This window comes from Aliiroseovarius sp. PrR006, assembly GCF_010500215.1.
In the GTDB taxonomy this organism is placed as follows: Bacteria; Pseudomonadota; Alphaproteobacteria; order Rhodobacterales; family Rhodobacteraceae; genus Aliiroseovarius.
Genome location: NZ_JAAGOY010000004.1, coordinates 349990 through 369600 on the forward strand (window position 1 = coordinate 349990; position 19611 = coordinate 369600).

The 19611-nt window shown below is 59.1% G+C and carries 16 protein-coding genes; 10 read left to right on the plus strand and 6 right to left on the minus strand.

Annotated elements, in window-relative coordinates:
• Positions 1-18: 18 nt before the first annotated feature.
• From G0Q00_RS01780 to G0Q00_RS01790, 3 genes are read left to right on the plus strand one after another with little or no spacing between them, the layout of a single operon-like run.
• A complete protein-coding gene (locus G0Q00_RS01780; protein ID WP_163035812.1) occupies positions 19-1125 on the plus strand; it encodes a UDP-3-O-(3-hydroxymyristoyl)glucosamine N-acyltransferase in 1107 nt (368 codons plus the stop codon).
• 27 nt (positions 1126-1152) lie between these two features.
• Positions 1153-1419 (plus strand): acyl carrier protein, encoded by a 267-nt coding sequence (locus G0Q00_RS01785; protein ID WP_163035814.1) that lies wholly within the window; start codon positions 1153-1155, stop codon positions 1417-1419.
• A 5-nt stretch (positions 1420-1424) separates the two neighbouring features.
• A complete protein-coding gene (locus G0Q00_RS01790; protein ID WP_163035816.1) occupies positions 1425-2633 on the plus strand; it encodes a beta-ketoacyl synthase in 1209 nt (402 codons plus the stop codon).
• A 79-nt stretch (positions 2634-2712) separates the two neighbouring features.
• On the opposite strand, the gene G0Q00_RS01795 is transcribed toward G0Q00_RS01790, so the two are convergent.
• The gene (locus G0Q00_RS01795; RefSeq protein ID WP_163035818.1) at positions 2713-3348 is read right to left on the minus strand and encodes an invasion associated locus B family protein; all 636 of its coding nucleotides are present in this window, start codon (positions 3346-3348) and stop codon (positions 2713-2715) included.
• A 528-nt stretch (positions 3349-3876) separates the two neighbouring features.
• Here G0Q00_RS01795 and G0Q00_RS01800 point away from each other — a divergent pair.
• Complete coding sequence (locus G0Q00_RS01800) at positions 3877-5421, plus strand: helicase HerA-like domain-containing protein (RefSeq protein ID WP_163035820.1); 1545 nt, start codon at positions 3877-3879, stop codon at positions 5419-5421.
• Positions 5422-5720: 299 nt separating this feature from the next.
• On the opposite strand, the gene G0Q00_RS01805 is transcribed toward G0Q00_RS01800, so the two are convergent.
• The 5 genes from G0Q00_RS01805 to G0Q00_RS01825 all read right to left on the minus strand — a co-directional run bounded on the left by G0Q00_RS01805 (position 5721) and on the right by G0Q00_RS01825 (position 10627).
• Entirely contained in the window at positions 5721-7013 is a 1293-nt protein-coding gene (locus G0Q00_RS01805) for an HlyC/CorC family transporter (RefSeq protein ID WP_163035822.1), read from the minus strand.
• Positions 7014-7135: 122 nt separating this feature from the next.
• The gene (locus G0Q00_RS01810) at positions 7136-8317 is read right to left on the minus strand and encodes an ammonium transporter (protein WP_163035824.1); all 1182 of its coding nucleotides are present in this window, start codon (positions 8315-8317) and stop codon (positions 7136-7138) included.
• Positions 8318-8488: 171 nt separating this feature from the next.
• Positions 8489-8971 carry a CinA family protein gene (locus tag G0Q00_RS01815; protein ID WP_163035826.1) on the minus strand — a complete coding sequence of 161 codons (483 nt, stop codon included), beginning with the start codon at positions 8969-8971 and terminating at the stop codon, positions 8489-8491.
• Entirely contained in the window at positions 8971-9471 is a 501-nt protein-coding gene (locus G0Q00_RS01820) for a phosphatidylglycerophosphatase A (RefSeq protein ID WP_163035828.1), read from the minus strand. The genes G0Q00_RS01815 and G0Q00_RS01820 overlap by 1 nt, the downstream gene beginning before the upstream one ends.
• A gap of 1 nt (position 9472) precedes the next feature.
• Complete coding sequence (locus G0Q00_RS01825) at positions 9473-10627, minus strand: bifunctional 2-C-methyl-D-erythritol 4-phosphate cytidylyltransferase/2-C-methyl-D-erythritol 2,4-cyclodiphosphate synthase (protein ID WP_163035830.1); 1155 nt, start codon at positions 10625-10627, stop codon at positions 9473-9475.
• A gap of 166 nt (positions 10628-10793) precedes the next feature.
• Here G0Q00_RS01825 and dusB point away from each other — a divergent pair, with 166 nt between their 5' ends.
• From dusB to trkA, 6 genes are all read left to right on the plus strand, one after another.
• Positions 10794-11774 (plus strand): tRNA dihydrouridine synthase DusB, encoded by a 981-nt coding sequence (gene dusB, locus G0Q00_RS01830; protein WP_163035832.1) that lies wholly within the window; start codon positions 10794-10796, stop codon positions 11772-11774.
• Positions 11771-12859: a nitrogen regulation protein NR(II) gene (locus tag G0Q00_RS01835; RefSeq protein ID WP_163035834.1), complete on the plus strand. Its 1089-nt coding sequence runs from the start codon at positions 11771-11773 to the stop codon at positions 12857-12859. The genes dusB and G0Q00_RS01835 overlap by 4 nt, the downstream gene beginning before the upstream one ends.
• Before the next feature lie 11 nt (positions 12860-12870).
• Positions 12871-14271, plus strand: a complete 1401-nt coding sequence (locus G0Q00_RS01840) for a response regulator (RefSeq protein WP_163035836.1) — start codon at positions 12871-12873, stop codon at positions 14269-14271.
• 85 nt (positions 14272-14356) lie between these two features.
• Positions 14357-16651, plus strand: a complete 2295-nt coding sequence (locus G0Q00_RS01845) for a PAS domain-containing sensor histidine kinase (RefSeq protein ID WP_203564880.1) — start codon at positions 14357-14359, stop codon at positions 16649-16651.
• Positions 16648-18072 (plus strand): sigma-54 dependent transcriptional regulator, encoded by a 1425-nt coding sequence (locus G0Q00_RS01850; RefSeq protein ID WP_163035838.1) that lies wholly within the window; start codon positions 16648-16650, stop codon positions 18070-18072. Before G0Q00_RS01845 ends, G0Q00_RS01850 begins: the two co-directional genes overlap by 4 nt.
• 158 nt (positions 18073-18230) lie before the next feature.
• Positions 18231-19607: a Trk system potassium transporter TrkA gene (trkA, locus tag G0Q00_RS01855; RefSeq protein WP_163035840.1), complete on the plus strand. Its 1377-nt coding sequence runs from the start codon at positions 18231-18233 to the stop codon at positions 19605-19607.
• Positions 19608-19611 lie beyond the last annotated feature (4 nt).

The window sequence follows — 19611 nt, forward strand, 5'->3', positions numbered from 1 at the left end:
CCCTTAAAGGAGCGTTGAATGACTTTCACCCTGTCCGAGATTGCCGCCGCATTGGGGGCTGAATTCCACGGCGATGGCAGCATTGTCCTGTCAGGCGCAGCCGAGCCTCAGGATGCCCGCGCGGATCAACTGGCGCTGGCAATGGACCCGAAATATGCCGATGGCATTGCCGACGGACAGGCCCGCGCAGCTTTGCTGTGGGACGGGGCTGACTGGCGGGCACTTGGACTGGACGGCGCAATTTGCATGTCGCGCGGCAAAACGGCGATGCCCGTTCTGACCCGCGCATTGGATCCGGGGCTGGGCATTGCACCGGGCATCCACCCGTCTGCAGTTGTCGATGACAGCGCCGAGATCGGAGAAGGCGCCCATATTGGACCACTGGTTGTGATCGGGGCGGATGTGAAAATCGGTGCGAATGCGCAGATCGGGGCGCATGCCTCGATTGGCTATGGCACGGTGATTGGCGACGACTTGACCCTGCACCCGGGCGCGCGCATCGCGCATCTCTGCAGCATTGGAAACCGCTATACCGGGCAATCCAATTCGGTCGTGGGCGGCGACGGATTTTCGTTCGTGACACTGGACAAGGAAAGCGCGGTTGAAAGTCTGCGCGGCGGTATGGCCGAAGGTGAAACGGCCGGATCCGTGGAAGGCAGCGCGCACTGGGCACGGGTCCATTCTCTGGGCGGTGTCGAGATCGGCGACGACGTGGAACTGGGGGCGAGCTCGACCATCGACCGCGGTACGATCCGGGCCACGCGCATTGGACGCGGCACCAAGATCGACTGTCAGGTTCAGGTCGGCCACAACGCCGAAGTGGGCGAAGACGTGATGATGTGCGGCAATGTTGGCGTGTCGGGATCGGCCAAGATCGGCAACCGCGTCGTGCTGGGCGGCAAGGTCGGCGTCAGCGACAATATCTTCATCGGGGATGATGTGATCGCGGGCGGCGGCACCAACATCTATACCAACGTGCCTGCAGGCCGTGCCGTACTGGGAAGCCCAGCCGTGAAGATCGAGACCGAGATGGCCATCCGGCGCGAATTACGCCGTTTGCCGCGTCTGGCCGAGACGCTGCGCGAACTTCAAAAAACAGTTACAAAACTGGTGGACAAGGGCTAGAAATTCGCCAACGCGAAAGGGAACCACATGTCTGAAACCATTCAGGACCGCGTCATTGCCATCATCGCCGAACAGGCCGTTCTCGAGCCGGGCGATGTCAGCCTAGATCAAACCTTGGAAGACCTTGGCATCGACAGCCTGGGCCTTGTTGAAAGCATCTTCGCGATTGAGGAAGCCTTCGACATCTCGGTGCCGTTTAACGCCAACGACCCATCGGCAAGCGAGTTCGACATATCGTCTGTGGCCGCCATCATTCGCGCGGTCGAAGGACTGGTTGCGGATCAAGCCGCCTAGTTATTATGAAACGAATTGTCATCACCGGCCAAGGCACAATCAACGCGCTTGGCCGTAACGTGCCTGAGACGCTTGAAGCCATGCGCGAAGGGCGCTGCGGGATCTCGGATCTCGAGTTTCAGGACGTTGAACGCCTGTCGATCCGCATCGGGGCGCAGGTCAAAGGCTATGAGCCGGAAGAAACCTTCAATCGTCAGCAAATCGCGCTTTATGACCGCTTCACCCAGTTCACTCTGATCGCCGCACGCGAGGCGATTGGCCAGTCCGGCCTGACTTTTTCGGGCGAATTGGCGGCGCGGTCCGGTGTGGTGCTGGGTACGTCCGGCGGTGGGATGAACACGCTGGATGAGAATTACCGCTCGGTCTACGAGGACGGCAAGAACCGGGTGCACCCGTTTGTCGTGCCCAAGCTGATGAACAACGCGGCCGCCAGCCATGTATCGATGGAGTGGAACCTGAAGGGGCCAAGTTTTACCGTGGCAACGGCCTGTGCAAGTTCCAACCACGCGATGGGGCAGGCGATGCAGATGATCCGGACGGGCATGGCGGATGTCATGGTCACCGGTGGGTCCGAGGCGATGCTGTGCTTTGGTGGGATCAAGGCTTGGGAAGGCCTGCGGGTCATGTCGAAAGACGCCTGTCGTCCGTTCTCGGCCAATCGCAACGGGATGGTGCAGGGCGAAGGCTCGGCCGTGTTCGTGTTCGAAGAGTACGAACACGCGAAGGCTCGTGGGGCCGAGATCCTGGCCGAGGTGGTCGGCTTTGCCATGACCTCGGACGCAGCGGATATTGTGATGCCATCGAAACAGGGCGCGTCTCGGGCGATTACCGGTGCGATGCGGGATGCACGCCTGAACCCGGAAGACGTGTGCTATATCAACGCCCACGGCACCGGTACAGCAGCCAATGACAAGACAGAGTGTGCGGCGGTGGCGGATGCGTTTGGGCATCACGCGGATGAGCTGATGATTTCGTCTACCAAATCCATGCATGGGCATCTGATCGGCGGCACCGGCGCGGTCGAGCTTCTGGCCTGCATCATGGCACTGCGTGACGGCGTAATTGCGCCCACGATTGGCTATGAAGAACCCGATCCGGAATGCGCGCTGGACGTGGTGCCGAATGTGGCGCGCGATGTGAAGGTTGGTGCGGTTCTCTCGAACGCATTTGCTTTTGGCGGGCTGAATGCGGTGCTGGCCCTGCGGGCGCACTGAGCGCGCAAAAAAGTGACATCCAAACAAAAACGCCGCCCAGCTAGGCTAGGGCGGCGTTTTGCGTTCATTTTTTAGGTGCTTACTGTGCTGCCGGTGCAGGGCGTGGAGCCGGTACCGACAGTTCGTCAAAAGAGGCTGTAAAGCCTGCCAGAGACATCGTCAGGTTGACGCGCTGATCAGGCGCGGCAGCTGGAACGATTGATATCATTGCGTTCGCACCTGCTTTGAAGCCCGCGATTTCGTCGTTGGTGAAGCCGATATTCGCGACACAGCCCAGCTGGGTGCAGAAGCGGAACGGATAGCGGCGGCCTTGTGTGCCATCAACCGAGATCGTCAGCTGTTGGGTCAGCAGCGTTTCCAGCGGGACAACCACGGTTGCGCCGGCCACGGCCTGAGTGCCCTCGGGCAGTTTGCCCAGCGAAATCTCGGCAACGGCGTTTCCGGTGTTGTCCTTCAGAAGCTGATACATCTGGCAGGGATCGTCCCCTTGGCCTTCTGGAAGGGCAATGCACTTGCGTTCCCAGTCCCCGGTGACCTTCTCGATATAGGTCTGCCCGGGCTGGCGGGTGCTGTTCACGGGTTCGCCCAGATCCACGGCGGGTTGGGTCGCCGGAGCCTCATCCGTGGTGGCGTCCGAATTCTCCTGTGCCGTGGCCGCAGTGCCAATTGACAGGGCTGCCACCAGTGAAAGGGATTTGATCAGCTCGATATTCATGATCGTTCCTTGTTTCGAAATCAATTTTGTTGGGGATGGGATAGCATGGCGCCACAGGGGTGTCAGGTGGAAATGCGTTGGATTGGTGGGAAAACAGGGCGAAACGCATGGGGTGGCGACAGACCGCCGATCGGAGTGGAGATCACCTAAATAGACAGGCAGAAAAGCGCCAAATCTGCGCCCAAAAAGAAAGGGACCCGCTGTCGCGGATCCCTTTCGAATTTCTCTCCCTGCCGGACTGACCGGCTTATGGGGGCGACGCTATGTCACTTGCATTGGTCGGTCAAGCTAGAAAGTGAGGTGTGTTTGACATAATCGGAACTTTTTACGTCACCGCTCAATTCTGCACGTCTTTTCGTGCAAGGTATTGAACATGATAAAAAAACCGCGCCCGAAGGCGCGGCAGTCTGACAGGGAGGAAGTCTTCCCAGACCCAATTGGTCAACGGGAATGAATACAGTATGGCCTGTTTTGGTTAATTTAGTATTGTCTCAGGCAAGACTATTTTGAAGCCTAGGAGGCAGGCACGTGGACGGTACGATTTTCATTGGTGGCGGTGGAGAAAACTACGGCGAGAAACAGGGGCTTTTGCTGAAATACGCGAACCGTCACGGGCTGGTCGCGGGCGCCACGGGCACCGGGAAAACCGTCACATTGCAGATCATGGCCGAAAGCTTTGCTGCCCAAGGCGTGCCAGTGTTTTTGTCAGATGTAAAAGGCGATTTGTCAGGTTTGGCCAAGGCAGGCAGCGAGGGGTTCAAACTGCACGACGCCTTTACCTCACGCGCTGAAAAGATTGGGTTCGACGACTACTCCTATGGCGCTTTCCCGGTCACGTTCTGGGATCTCTACGGCGATCAGGGGCACCCAATCCGCACCACGGTGTCCGAGATGGGCCCGCTTTTGCTGTCGCGCCTGTTGGAACTGACCGACGCACAGGAAGGGGTCTTGAACATTGCTTTTCGCGTAGCGGACGAACAGGGGCTTGGGCTTCTCGACCTGAAAGACCTTCAGGCGCTTCTGGTCTGGGTGGGCGAGAATGCCAAGGATCTGTCGCTGCGCTATGGCAATGTCTCGACGGCCTCGATCGGGGCCATCCAGCGCGCGCTTCTGGTGTTGGAAAACCAAGGTGGCCACAAGCTTTTCGGCGAACCCGCGTTAGAGCTGTCAGACATCATGCGGACCGACACGGATGGGCGCGGGCGGATCTCGATCCTTGCGTCCGACAAGCTGATGGGCGCGCCGCGGCTTTATGCGACCTTCCTGCTTTGGCTGCTGTCGGAACTGTTCGAGGAACTGCCCGAGGTCGGTGATCCCGACAAACCCAAGCTGGTTTTCTTCTTTGACGAGGCGCATCTGCTGTTCGACGACGCCCCCAAAGCGCTGGTGGACAAGGTCGAACAGGTCGCGCGTCTGATCCGATCCAAAGGCGTGGGCGTCTATTTCGTCACCCAGAACCCTGACGATGTGCCCGAGGACATTCTGGGCCAGCTGGGCAACCGCGTGCAACACGCTCTGCGCGCCTTTACTGCCAAAGATCGCCGCGCGTTGAAGCAGGCCGCCGAAACCTATCGCGACAACCCGCGCTTTTCGACCGAAGACGCGATCCGCGAGGTCGGGGTGGGCGAGGCGGTGACCTCGTTCCTGGAATCCAAAGGCGCTCCGGGTGTGGTGGAACGCACGCTGATCCGTCCGCCGTCGTCGCAACTTGGACCGATTGAAAAATCCGAGCGCAAAGCGTTGATCGACGCCTCGCCGATTGCTGGAAAGTACGAGACTCTTAAGGACCGCGAAAGCGCCTATGAAATCCTGACCAAGCGGGCCGCAGACGCTGCCAAGGAAGCTGAAGAAGCGGAGCGTCTTGAAGAGGAAGCCGTAAGCGCGGCGGAGCGGGAATATCGGGCCGGACGGCGCTATTCAGGCAGCAAGGTCGGGCGATCGACCTCGCGCCGCAAGTCGTCCTCGGGCGGGTTTGGAAAAGCCGTGACGGATGTGGTGATCAAGGAGCTGAAAGGCACCACAGGCAAACGCATCGTGCGTGGCATTCTGGGGTCTTTGTTCAAAGGGCGCTGATTAGCCCTTATGTGTTCAATCAAAGAAGTCTGTGTGCGATCGGGACGCCTGAGAGCGCCCAGATCGCTGATTCTGTCACGGTCTTGGAAGCCACGCGATGGCCGGTGACCAAGATTTCATTGTTACTAAGTTGCTGTCATTGCTCATTTGGCAGGCGGATAACGTAACAGCTATACCAATTAAAAGTAGAAAAGGTCTCATAACAATACTCCCTCTAAATTGAGAAACAATGATTCAGAATAGCACAAACTGTTGAGGGACTCAAAAATGGGCGCGGTCTTGGTCAGGAGAGGAGGCTGTTATAGCGGTCGGATCTTCAGCTGCTCGATCCGGTTTCCGTCGCGTTTCACAACTTCGAACCGGAAGCCGTGGAAGCTGAACACCTGACCCTCGTTGGGGATCATTTGCGCTTCGTGGATCACAAGCCCAGCAATGGTGTTTGCCTCTTCATCCGGCAAATGCCAATCTTTCGCACGGTTCAGGTCGCGGATGGTGACGCTGCCTTCCACCATAAAACTGCCGTCGCTTTGAGGCTTAATCTCGTGTTCGGTCTGGATGTCGAACTCGTCGGTGATTTCACCCACGATCTCTTCCAGAATGTCTTCCAGCGTGATCAGACCTTCAAGCGATCCATATTCGTCCACCACCAGCGCAAAATGCGTGTGGCGCTTCAGAAACTCGCGCATCTGATCGTCCAGCGTGGTGGTTTCGGGGATGAAATAGGGTTCCATCGCCACCTGAAGCACGTCGAATTCCTCGATCAGTTTACCTTCGCGCTGGAAGGCATACATCGCGCGCGACAGGTCTTTGGCGTGAATAACGCCAATGATGTTTTCCGGTTCATCGCGATAGATCGGCAAGCGCGTATGGCGCGATTCCAGAATTTGCTCCAGAACCTCGACGGCGGGGGCGTCGGCGTCAATCATCTCGATCTGGCTGCGGTGAAGCATGATCTCTTCGACCGCGCGGTCGCCAAGATCCAATGCGCCCAGCAGGCGGTCGCGGTCTTCTTTCTCGACCGCGCCTTCTGAATGGCCCAGCGCGATGGCGCCCATGATTTCCTCGCGTACGGCAAGGATCTGGCTATCCGGGTCGGTTTCCACGCCGAACAGGCGCAACACGCCACGGGTGATCATGCGGACGGCGGATACGATCGGGGCAAAGACAAGGATGATCAGGGCAATCGGTCCCGACGCGCGCGAGGCTGCCATCTCAGGCCGCGTGATCGCATAGGTCTTGGGCAGCACCTCGGCAAAGATCAGGACCAGCAGGGTCATGACAAGGGTCGCCAGTGCCACGCCGCTGTCGCCGAAAAGGCGCGTAAATAAAGCGGTCGCCAGCGATGTCGCCAGAATGTTCACAAGGTTGTTGCCCAGAAGGACCGAGCCGATCAGGCGTTCGTTGTCCTCGGTGATGTTCAGCGCACGGCTTGCACCTCGGTCACCTTTGTCAGCGCGCGAGCGCAGCTTGCCGCGCGACGCTGCTGTCAGGGCCGTTTCAGAGCCGGAGAAGAAGGCAGACAGCACCAAAAGCCCGGCAATCGCCGCGCAAGAGATCCAAAAACCGCTGTCCAAGTCCATCATATTCTCCATTGTTCTGCCCAATCTTATGGGCACTTGCGGCGGGGCTTTCAAGAGACCCGGTAAGCGCACGCTGCAAAAGGAAAAGGCGAAAGCTTGCGCCTCCGCCTTTCCCGGTGCCGTGAGTGAGCGATTTATGAGGTGATGTCGTAGGCGCGTTCGCCGTGTGCCGACAGGTCTAGACCGTTGACCTCGGTTTCCAGATCAACACGCAGGGGCGTGATGGCTGCGGTTACTTTGATCAGTACGTAGGTGACGACGAAGGTGAAAATACCGACGATGATCAGCGCGCCGAACTGGGCGACAAAACTGCCCTGGCCAAAGACCGCGATCATGATCGTGCCAAAGATACCGCCGACGCCGTGCACTGCGAAGACGTCCAGCGTATCGTCGATCTGCAGCTTGTTGCGGATGAAGTTAACCGCTTCCTGACACAGGACACCTGCGACGGCACCAATGATCAGGGCTGCGATCGGGCCAACGAAACCAGATGCTGGTGTGATCGAGGCAAGACCCGCGATGGTACCGGTGACGATGCCCACAAGGCTGGCTTTACCGTATTTGATCTTTTCATACAGCGCCCAGCTTAGCGATGCCGTGGCGGCCGAGATATGGGTGACGGTGATGGCCATTGCTGCGCCACCATCCGCGGCCAGTTGCGAGCCACCATTGAAGCCGAACCAACCGACCCACAGCATGGCAGCACCCACAAAGACCATCCACGGGGCGTGGGGCGGGGTTGTGCGATGCTTGCGCGGGCCAAGGGCCACGGCAATCATCAGGGCTGCAATGCCTGCGGTTTCGTGCACCACGATGCCGCCAGCAAAGTCGCGGGTGCCGATCTCGCCAAAGATGCCGCCATCAGCCAGAGCGCCGCCGCCCCAGATCCAGTGGACCACGGGCGCATAGCACAGCAGCATCCACAGCGACGAAAACGTCAGAACGAAGCCAAAGCCCACACGTTCCACATAGGCGCCGACAATCAGCGCAGGTGTGATGATGGCAAAGGTCATCTGGAAGGCAAAGAAAAGAACCTCGGGCAGGGTGCCCGACAGGCTGTCAGCGGTGACGCCCGACAGGAACGCCTTGTCCAGCGACCCGAACCAGCCATGCGAGGCGTCGCCAAACGCGATCGTATACCCAAAGGCCAACCACAGGATGCTCATCAGACAGGCGATGGCGTAAACATGCATGAAAACGCTTAGCACGTTGCGTGCCCGCACAAGGCCGCCATAGAAAAGCGCCAATCCCGGCAGTGACATGAACAGCACCAATGCTGTTGCTACGATGATCCAGGCGGTATCTGCGCCGTTCATAATCCCCTCCTTGGGTTTGAAACCGTTAAAGTGGGGTGTGATGGAAATTCTGGCGCAAAGCACCCGGAACGCGCATTTCAAAGGTGAAGGTAGGGCGGAAAACTGAAGCTGCTTAATAAATAGGCGGGTTGCCTAGCAGGATGCACGCAGATTGCGCGCGGTGAAAACAGATTAGGCTTCGGCTGATATTGCTTCTGCCCCTTGTGTAAGCAGTTCCAAAGCGCGTTTTGCAGCAGCCTCGCGTACCTTGTCGCGACCCAGCGCGCCGAAATCCTGCGTTTCGACATAGATCGTGTCGCCATAGGCCAATCCGAAACAAACGCGCCCTTCGGGCTTGTGTTCGGACCCGCCCGGACCAGCGATGCCGGTGATCGAGACCGCAATGTCAGCGCCCGACCGGGCCAGCGCGCCGGATGCCATCTCAGCCGCGACTTTCTCGGACACTGCCCCAAACGCCTCTAGACTGGCCGTCGTGACGCCCAGCATATCTTGCTTGGCGGTGTTGGAATAGGTGATGAAGCCGCGATCAAATACGTCCGAGCTGCCCGGAACCTCGGTCAGCCATGCGCCGACCATGCCGCCTGTGCAACTTTCTGCCGTTGCCAGCTTCAAGCCGTGAGCTCGGCACAGATCCAGAAGTGCGGCCGCGTTCATCACATCAGAAACCCATGCGCTGCATAGGCCGCAATGATGACAACGATTGCAGCCGCGACCCCCGCCCAGACGTCATCCATCATGACACCGGTGGCGTCTCCGCGACGGTCGGCTGTCCCAATTGGGCCCCATTTGGTGATGTCAAACAGGCGGAAGGCCAAGAAGGCGACGATCCAACCGGGATAGAGCGCCAGAATGTCCGCCCCCATCATCCGCGCGCCGAAGGACACCGGGAAGAGCGCGATCCACATGCCCACAACCTCGTCAATCACCACTTCGGATGGGTCGTGATCGGATTTTCCAGCCGTATAGGCCTCGGTCGCTTTCAAACCGATCAGGTAGGCCAGAATGGTCGCGCCGGTCAGGGCGACAGGGCCTCCGATCACATGCAGAATCCACGCAGCGGGCAGGGCGGCAAGACTGCCCCACGTGCCGGGGGCCGGACGCATCAGGCCGGAATAGAAGAATGTGGCGATCAGCTTGGCGGTCGAGGGGGTCATATTAAGCTCCGATCAGGGTTGCCGTGGCCATCGATGCGATGCCTTCCGACCGTCCGGTAAAGCCAAGACGTTCGCTGGTGGTGGCTTTCACGCTGATCCGGTCCACGGCCAAGCCCATAATGTCAGACAGCGCCGCACGCATCGCCTGTGCATTGGGTCCGATCTTAGGTTGCTCGCAAATCAGCGTCACATCTACGTTCGAAATCTGATAGCCACGTTCACCTGCCAGCGCGACTGCGTGGCGCAGGAAAATGTCGCTGGCAGCCCCCTTCCACTGCGGGTCCGAGGGCGGGAAATGCTGGCCGATATCGCCATCCGCCAGCGCGCCGTAAATGGCGTCGGTCAGCGCATGCATGCCCACATCGGCGTCCGAATGGCCTTTCAGCTTGCGCTCATGCGGGATTTTGACGCCGCAGAGGATCACGTGATCCCCGTCTTCGAACGCATGCACGTCGTAGCCACTGCCCACCCGAATATCCATCCGGTTCTCCTTGTTCTTGTCTTGGCGCTGCATGAGCAGACGCTCGGCCCGAGCGAAATCGCCGGGTGTAGTGATTTTCAAGTTCTGTTCATCACCGTCAACAATGGTGACGTCCAGCCCGGCGGCGCGGGCGACCTCGACATCATCTGCAGCGCCGCCCGAATGCGTTGCGTGCGCGGCCAGAATGTCGGCGAAGCGGAAGCCCTGAGGAGTCTGCGCACGAAACAGCCCGGTACGATCCTGCGTGCCCGTCACCTTGCCATCCGTCCCGCGCCACAAGGCATCCGTGACTTGAAGGGCAGGGGCGGCGCCCGGCGCGTGGTCTAGCGCAGCAATCACGTCGTGGATGACCTGATCCGAGACCAAGGGGCGGGCGACATCGTGGATCAGAACACGTTCCGGAGCGCCGGATTGCAGCGCTTGAAGCCCGGCAAAGACGCTCGCATCCCGCGTTGCCCCTCCATGGACCAAGGTGACGCCGTCGATTGGGTCTGCAAAACCGTGATCATCCGGGTGAATCACCAGAATGATCTGCGAGACCTCGGGATGCGCCCGAAACGCCTGCACCGTATGGGCCGCAACGCTGTTCCCGGCAAGCTGGCGCCATTGCTTTGGCACTTCGCCACCTGCACGCGTCCCGCGCCCGGCGGCCACGATGATGGCTGCTGTCGTCATACAAGTTGTTTAGGCTGTGCTTAGAGGAAGAACAACTGTGCAGTCTGCGCCCCTAAAACTGCCTAAATAATGTGCAAAAAATAAATCCGATGCTCGAATACTCCGCGAATTGTTGATATATTACGGGCGGTCAGCCCTAACTATACGCAGTGCACAAGGAATAAGCATGTCTCTTTCCGTCGGACCCCTTCAATTGGAAACGCCCGTGATTCTGGCTCCTATGGCTGGGATCACTGATTTGCCGTTTCGTAACCTCGTCGCGTCATTCGGGGCGGGGCTTGTTGTGTCTGAAATGGTGGCCAGCCAAGAGATGGTGCAGGCCAAGCCCGGTGTGCGTGAACGGGCCGAGTTGGGGTTTGGGCTTGATAAGACCTCGGTCCAGCTGGCGGCGCGAGACGTGTACTGGGCGGGCGAGGCGGCGCGTATGGTCGAACAAAACGGCGCGCGGCTGATTGATATCAATATGGGCTGCCCGGCGCGTAAAGTGGTCGGCGGAATGTCAGGATCCGCATTGATGCGCGATCTGGACCACGCGCTCCGCCTGATCGAGGCGATCGTCGGCGCAGTCAGCATTCCGGTTACGCTGAAAACCCGGCTGGGCTGGGACGACAGCAGTTTGAACGCGCCCGAGCTGGCCCGGCTGGCCGAAGGGGCGGGCATTCAGCTGATCACCATTCACGGGCGCACGCGCTGTCAGTTTTACAAGGGCACGGCCAATTGGGCCGCGATCCGCCCGGTGAAAGAAGCGGTTTCCATTCCGGTCATCGCCAATGGCGACATCGTCGACAGCACCACCGCGCGCGACGCCTTGGCGCAAAGCGGAGCAGATGGGGTGATGATCGGCCGTGGCTCTGGTGGGCGGCCTTGGCTGTTGGCACAGGTGGCGCATGACCTTTATGGCGCGCCGGCGCCTGACATTCCGAATGGAGAGGTGCTGGCAAATCTTGTCGCAGACCACTACCGCGCCAGTCTGGACTTCTATGGCCCCGATCTGGGCGCGCGTGTCATTCGCAAGCATCTGGGCTGGTATATGGATGACGCAGGCACCAATCCCGATCTGCGGCGACAGATCCTGTCGTCGCGCGAGCCAAAGCAGGTGATTGACCTGATCCCCCAAGCCCTAAGCCCTGAAAGGAAGGCCGCATGAGCCGGGATGATCGCATCTGGTCTGTCTTGCCCGTGCCGGGGCTGGAACTAGACAGGCAGGGTCTCGTGTTGCGCGTCAACGGCGCGGCTGAGAGCTTTCTGAACCTGTCCGAGCGGCGGTTGGTCGGCAGGCATCCCAATGTGACGCTTGGGTTCTCGCTGGATTTTGACGAGCTACTGAACCGCGTTCGTGAGAGCAGCAACGCGCTTTATGTGGACGGTGTAGACATGCGTTTGGCGGACGGGTCGTCGCGGGACGTTAATCTTCGCATCGCCCCTCTGCCCGAGGAGGCAGGAAGCAGCGCGGGCTATATCGTGATCCTTCAGCCGCGCGGCGGCTCGGACACGCTGGGGCAGGTCCAAGACACGAAATCCGCCGCACGTCAGGCCATCGGCATGGCCGAGATGCTGGCGCATGAGATCAAGAACCCGCTGGCGGGGATCTCGGGGGCGGCGCAGCTCTTGTCGATGTCTCTGCCGCCCGAAGATCAGGAAATGACCGATCTGATCGTGGCCGAAACTCGCCGCGTTGTCGCGTTGTTGGATCAGGTCGAACGGTTCGGAGACCTGCGCCCGCCCGAGCGGCAGCCGACGAATATCCACGATCTTCTTGATCGTGCGTGGGCAACGGCTCAGTTGGGTTATGCCTCTGGAATCGAAGTTTCAAAGCTGTATGACCCCTCGTTGCCGGACGTCTATGTGGACGCGGATCAGATCCAACAGGTGTTTCTGAATTTGATCAAGAATGCCTCGGAAGCTACTGGTAACATGGGGAATATCATCCTCAAGACATTCTATGATAGCGGATTGCGGGTGCCAATGCCCAACGGGGATCAAGCGCATTTGCCCATTCAGGTCGAGGTCATTGACGACGGCCCCGGCCTTCCGCCGGATATCGCCGACAGCGTGTTCGATCCCTTCGTCTCGGGCCGTGAAAACGGCACCGGGCTGGGGCTCGCCTTGGTCTCGAAAATCATCACCGATCACGGGGCGCTGATTTCCGTAAACTCGGTGCCGGGGCGTACAGCCTTTCGGATCAGCCTTCCCGTCGCGAAATCCCCTCGAAACGCAAGCAGTAAACCGTAAGGAGCCCACAGATGGATGGAACAGTTCTGGTGGCCGATGATGATCGAACGATCCGCACGGTTCTAACGCAGGCACTGACCCGCGCGGGGTGCCGTGTACATGCAACGGGGTCGATCCAGACTCTGATGAAATGGGTCGAAGAGGGACGTGGCGACGTTGTAATTTCTGATGTGGTGATGCCGGATGGCAATGGGCTTGAGGCGTTGCCACGGATCCTGAAACTGCGCCCGGACCTGCCGGTGATCGTGATTTCGGCGCAAAATACCATCATGACCGCCATTCAAGCGGCCGAAGCCGATGCGTTTGACTATCTACCCAAGCCGTTTGACCTGCCAGAACTGATGAAGCGCACCGCGCGGGCGTTGGAACGCAAACGAGTACGCCCCGCAGAGCTTACAAGCCCTCAACCACAAGTGTCGCGCGATGTGGATGACCTGCCCTTGGTGGGACACAGCCCGGCCATGCAAGAGCTCTATCGTCTTGTTGCGCGGGTTTTAAATGTGGATCTGCCGGTGTTGATCACTGGCGAAAGCGGGGTCGGGAAGTCGCTGATCGCACGTGCGTTGCATGACTTCTCGGATCGCGGCAATGCGCCGTTCATCATTGCTTCACCTGATGACCTCAGCCACTCGGACGCTGTGAACACGCTGCTGGCGCGGGCGCGTGATGGGGTTATCCTGTTTGACGGCATTCAGGATCTGGACGATGTGGCGCAAGGGCGTCTGGCCCGTGTTCTGGACGCAGTGACCGACAACAACACCCGCGTTTTGTCGATCTCGCAGGGGGATCTGGGGCGGGCTGCCGCGGATGGGCGGTTCCGGTCGGACTTGTATTACCGGTTGGCGGGGATCGTGATCCCAGTGCCGCCGTTGCGCGACCGGATTGAAGACATCGTTGGGTTGGCAGAGCATTTCTTGGGCCGCGCGGCGCAGGATGGGCTTCCAAAGCGGAACCTGCCGGAAGAGGCTGCATCCGTCCTGCGGGCCTATCCGTGGCCCGGCAACGTGCGCGAGCTTGAGAACCTGATCAGCCGTCTCGCCGTGACCGGTGTCGACGACAATATTTCTGCGACCGAGGTCGAAGCGGCCCTGGGCGCGACGGGCGCGCAACCCGTCAGCACGCCCAACGGATCAGGTGTCGTTCGGCAGGAAATGGCCGATGCGCGACTGGCCGACACGATTGCGCAGCATTTGCAGCGCTATTTCGATCTGCATGGCGGTGCGCTGCCGCCAACTGGCCTGTATCATCGCATTTTACGGGAAATGGAGCTTCCGCTGATCGAAATCGCCTTGGATGCCACAGGTGGAAATCAGGCCAGATGTGCTGATTTGCTGGGCATCAACCGCAATACCTTGCGCAAAAAGATCACCGAGCTTGGAATCGAGGTGACACGCCGTCGCAAGTTGATGTAAAAGGGCAACATAGCGTGACATTCGGGCACAAGATCCGAGTCATATTGGCGGCAACTGTCTGCAAGAGGCTGCGGACAGAGATTTTATGAGGGCGAGCACAGTGGCGCAGCGCGCGGTGCGGAAGTCGAATTACGAGCGTTACCTGTCGATGCGCCGTTGGCGCAAGTACAGTTCTTACGGCGCATTTGGAATGATCGTGTTCGGGCCGATTTTGGCCGTGACCACGTTCTTGGCGCTTGGCCCCTTTGCACAGGGCGCGGACAGCAATGCACTCCGCCTGATCATCCTTGCAGACATCATCTATGTGATACTGGTCGCTGGACTCGTGTTGGCCGGTGTAAGTCGCATGATTGTCGCGCGGCGCAAGGAAAGTGCGGGATCGCGTTTGCACTTGCGTCTGACCGGCGTGTTTGCCGTCATTGCGCTCAGCCCGACCATTTTGGTGGCGATCTTTGCCATGCTCACTTTGAATATGGGGCTCGAGGGCTGGTTCTCGGATCGTGTGCGCACGGTGGTGGGCAATTCGCGCGCCGCCGCTGAGGCCTATAAAGAAGAAAGCCGGGATGGACTGGTACAGGACGCCCGCGCCATCGCTGCATTTCTTGAAGGCCAGCGCCAATCCCAGCTTTTGTTAACCGACGCTGAGGTCGGCAATCTCCTGAAACAAGCTCAGGAACGCATTCAGCGCGGGTTGCGCGAGGCTTATGTGGTATCTGGCGACGGCTCGATCCGGGTGCGTGGCACGCGGTCGTATCTGTTTGATTATGAACAGCCCACGACCGATGAGTTCGCCCAAGCCGAGGCCGGCGAGGCCGTGGTGATCGAAGATTGGGACATCAACGAGTTTCGCGTTTTGATCCGGCTGAAAGACTTCACGGATCACTATATTCTTCTGACCCGTGACGTGAATGGCGACATTCTGGATCTTGTGGACGAAACGCAAGAGGCCGCACGGGTCTACACTCAACTTGAATCGCAACGCGGGCAACGCCTGTTCCAGTTTGGCCTGATATATCTGGGGTTTGCCGCCATCCTGATATTGGCCGCGATCTGGATGGGGATGTGGTTTGCCGAACGTCTGTCGCGTCCTGTAGGGCGTCTGGCCAGTGCAGCACAACGCGTTGGGGCAGGGGATTTGGATGTACGCGTCATCGAGGAAGAGGGTGATGACGAGATCTCGATGCTGGGCCGCTACTTCAACCAGATGACCAGCCGCTTGAAGGGGCAGCGTGATCGACTGCTTGAAAACACCGATCAGATTGAGCGCCGTCGACGTTTGTTCGACAGCGTGCTCGGGTCGGTCACAGGTGGTGTGATTGGCCTGAACGCTGACGGGCAGGTGACCTTCCTGAACCGCGCTGCCGAGCTTTTGCTGGATGTGCAGGATGAAAACGATCAAGAACATGAGCTGTCGTTGGTTGTGCCGGAATTCCAGCCGCTTCTGGATGCCGTCGCGCAGGGCCAACCCAGCGCCCAGCAAGAGATGCGCTTGACCCGCAATGGTAAGCAGGAAAACCTGCTGGTCCGCATTGCCACACGTTGGAATGACGACGGCGGGATTGAGGGCTACGTGATTGCCTTTGACGATGTCACCGATCTGGTTTCAGCGCAGCGGATGGCGGCGTGGGGCGATGTGGCCCGACGGATCGCGCATGAGATCAAGAACCCTCTCACCCCGATCCAGCTGTCGGCGGAACGGATCAAGCGGAAGTTCTCGAAGGTCGATGGCGTGGATGTGGATGCGTTGGAGCAATACACGGACGTGATCGTGCGCCAGACCAATGACCTGCGCCGGATTGTGGACGAATTCTCGAAATTCGCGCGGATGCCCGAGCCAGAGCGTCGTGAAACAGATCTGACCAAGCTGTTGCGCGACATCCTGTTGTTGCAGGAAACCGGGCAGGAAGGCGTACGGTTTACATCGCAGATCGTGGATTACCCTGTCTTGATTGAAATCGACCAGACCATGATTGGTCAGGCGTTGACTAATTTGATTAAGAATGCCGGGGAAGCTATTGAAAGTCTATATGAAAATGGTCGACCAGATGGGCACATATCTGAAGTGCAGGTGACCATGGAAGACGTAGATGGCGGTGTGTGTATCACCGTGGCCGACAATGGAATCGGGCTTCCCGAAGACCGTGCACGCCTGTTTGAACCCTATGTGACGACGCGCGAGAAAGGCACCGGATTGGGCCTGCCCATCGTCAAGAAGATCATCGAAGAACATGGCGGGCGTCTGACGCTTGAAGATGCGCCCGTTTTTCAGAGTGAACAAGAAAAAGGCGGCGCCCATTTTGGCGCTATGGCCCGCATCTTTCTGCCGCTTGGCAGTACGGATCGCGGTGCGAAAGCCACAAGTAAAGGAGAACCGACATGAGCGATATTCTGATTGTTGATGACGAACGGGACATCCGCGAACTGATTTCAGATATTCTTGAAGATGAGGGCTTTACGACCCGCTTGGCGGGCACCTCGGACGAGGCCGTCGCAAAGGTTAAGGCCGAACTTCCCGCCCTGATGATCCTGGATATCTGGTTGAAAGACAGCGCGATGGACGGGATCGACATCCTGAAAATGGTCAAGCGCGAACATCCCGAGGTGCCGGTGGTGATTATCTCGGGACACGGGAACATCGAAATCGCGGTCGCAGCGATCAAGCAGGGCGCCTATGACTTCATCGAGAAGCCGTTCAACATCGACCAGTTGATGGTTGTGATCACACGGGCGATGGAGACCAGCCGTCTGCGACGTGAGAACACAGAACTTAAGCGGCGCGATAGCTTGCCAACTGAAATGGTTGGGCAAAGTTCGGCCTTCAAGGCATTGAAATCAAACCTTGAAAAGGTCACGAAGTCCAATGGTCGCGTGATGTTGACGGGCCCGGCAGGGGTTGGCAAGGAACTGGCCGCACGCTTTATTCATGCGAATTCCGATCGTGCGTCCTCGCCCTTGGTCGTCGTCAACTCGGCCTCGATCGAAGCGGATCGTATGGAAGAGGTTCTGTTTGGTCGCGAAAGCGACGAACGCGGGATCGAACCGGGATTGCTGGAAGAGGCCAATGGCGGTGTGATCTATTTCGATGAGGTCGCCGATATGCCCATTGGCACCCAGTCCAAGATCCTGCGTGTTTTGGTGGACCAGCGCTTTCAGCGTGTCGGTGGGGCTGACAAGGTCTCGGTCGATTTGCGGGTGGTGTCGTCGACCAGCCGTGACCTTCAGGCCGAAATCGTCGCCGGGACCTTCCGGGAAGAGCTGTATCATCGCCTGAACGTGGTTCCGATTGCCGTGCCGCCACTGGACGAGCGGCGTGAGGACATTCCAGAGCTGGCCGAGTATTTCATCTCGATGTTCAACGCCGAGCAAGGCTTGCCGCTGCGCGAGCTGGCCGAAGATGCACAGGCTATGCTGCAGACGATGCAGTGGCCGGGCAACGTGCGGCAGCTGAAAAATGTCGTCGAGCGGGCGTTGATCTTGGGCGATGGCACGGATCCCATCGCTGCGTCCGAGCTTCCGGGGCAGGAAGCGGCTGCCGAAGAGACGACGGATCAGGCGGTTGTGGTATCTGGTGCGCTGGCCATGATGCCACTGCGCGAGGCGCGCGAAGCGTTTGAACGCGAATACCTTCTGACGCAAATCAATCGTTTTGGGGGCAATATTTCGCGTACCGCGAATTTCGTTGGCATGGAGCGTTCGGCGCTGCACCGTAAGCTAAAGTCTCTGGGTGTTGTAACGGGCTCGAAAGCGGGTGCGCGCATGGCCTATGTCGCTGGCGAAGAGGAGGAAGCTGCAGACGCCTGATCAGGCTGTAACCGCTTGGACGCACGCACATTCCCTCGGGGCCGGGACCATTGACCCTGCCGCGCCCTTCTGCCATCCCTTCATGCAGGATTGCGCATGTCACATGCGGTCGAAGCGGTGCCTGACCAGTTGCAGGCCTGCGGTCTAAGGAGAGCCGGATGAAGGTTATCATTTGCGGTGCAGGGCAGGTGGGCTGGCAGATCGCCCGCCACCTTTCAGGCGAAAAGAACGACGTGACCGTTGTGGACAACAACCCCGAGCTGGTGGCGCGGGCAACCGATACGCTGGACGTGCAGGGGATCGCGGGTCACGCCTCGCATCCGGATGTTCTGGACCGCGCCAATGCGCGTGATGCCGACATGATCATTGCGGCGACCTATTCGGACGAGGTGAACATGGTCACCTGTCAGGTGGCGCATTCGGTCTTCTCGATCCCGCGCAAGATCGCGCGCCTACGGTCGCAAAGCTATCTGGATGCGATCTATGCTGACCTCTATCGCCGCGATCACCTGCCGATTGATGTGGTCATCAGCCCCGAGCGCGAGGTCGCCGAGGCGGTTCTGAAACGCATTCAGGCGCCGTCTGCCTTCGACATTGAAAGCTTTATGGGGGGCAAGGTGCAACTTTTAGGCATTCAGTTGGGCGAAGATTGTCCGGTTCTGAACACACCTCTGCGCCAGCTGACGGACCTATTTTCCACGCTCAGCGCGATCGTCGTCGGAGTGCGCCGTGACAAGGGGCTGTTTGCACCCGAGCCCGGTGACCAGCTGTTCGCAGGCGACCAGATTTACGTGTTTACCCGTAGCGAGGACGTAAACCGCACGCTGGAAGTGTTCGGTAAGCCCACCAAGCGCCAGGAACGTGTGGTGATCCTTGGTGGAGGCAATGTGGGGCTTGCCGTAGCACGCGAGCTTGAGACCCGTACTGACCGTATCCGCGCTAAGGTGATCGAACTGAACCGCGACGTGGCCGAACGTGCCGCTGATACGCTGGAACGAACCGTGGTCCTGCATGGCGACGGGATGAATCGAGAGCTGTTGAAAGAAGCGGGCGTGCCGCGCGCCGACGCCATTCTGGCGGTGACCGACGATGACAAGGTGAACCTTTTGTCCTCGGTCCGGGCCAAAGCTGAAGGCTGTTCCATGTCCATCGCTCTGGTCAATGACCCGTCGCTTGTAGGCCTGATGGAACCCTTGAACATCGACGCGTATATCAACCCGCGCACGCAGACGGTCAGCTCGATCTTGCGCCATATCCGACATGGTAAAGTGCGCGAGGTCTATTCGCTGGGGGACGCCGAAGCCGAAGTGATCGAGGCACAGGTGCTATCGACTTCGCCCATCGCGGGCAAAGCGATCCGAGATGTGGATTTCCCCGAAGGCGTGCTGGTTGGGGCCTTGATGAAGGGCGAAACCGTGGTCAAGCCAGCGGGCAAGACCCGTATCGACGAGGGCGATGTGGTGACGTTGTTCTGCATGGCAGATGACGTGCCCGAAGTAGAGCGTCTGCTGCAGGTCTCGATCGACTTTTTCTAAGGCG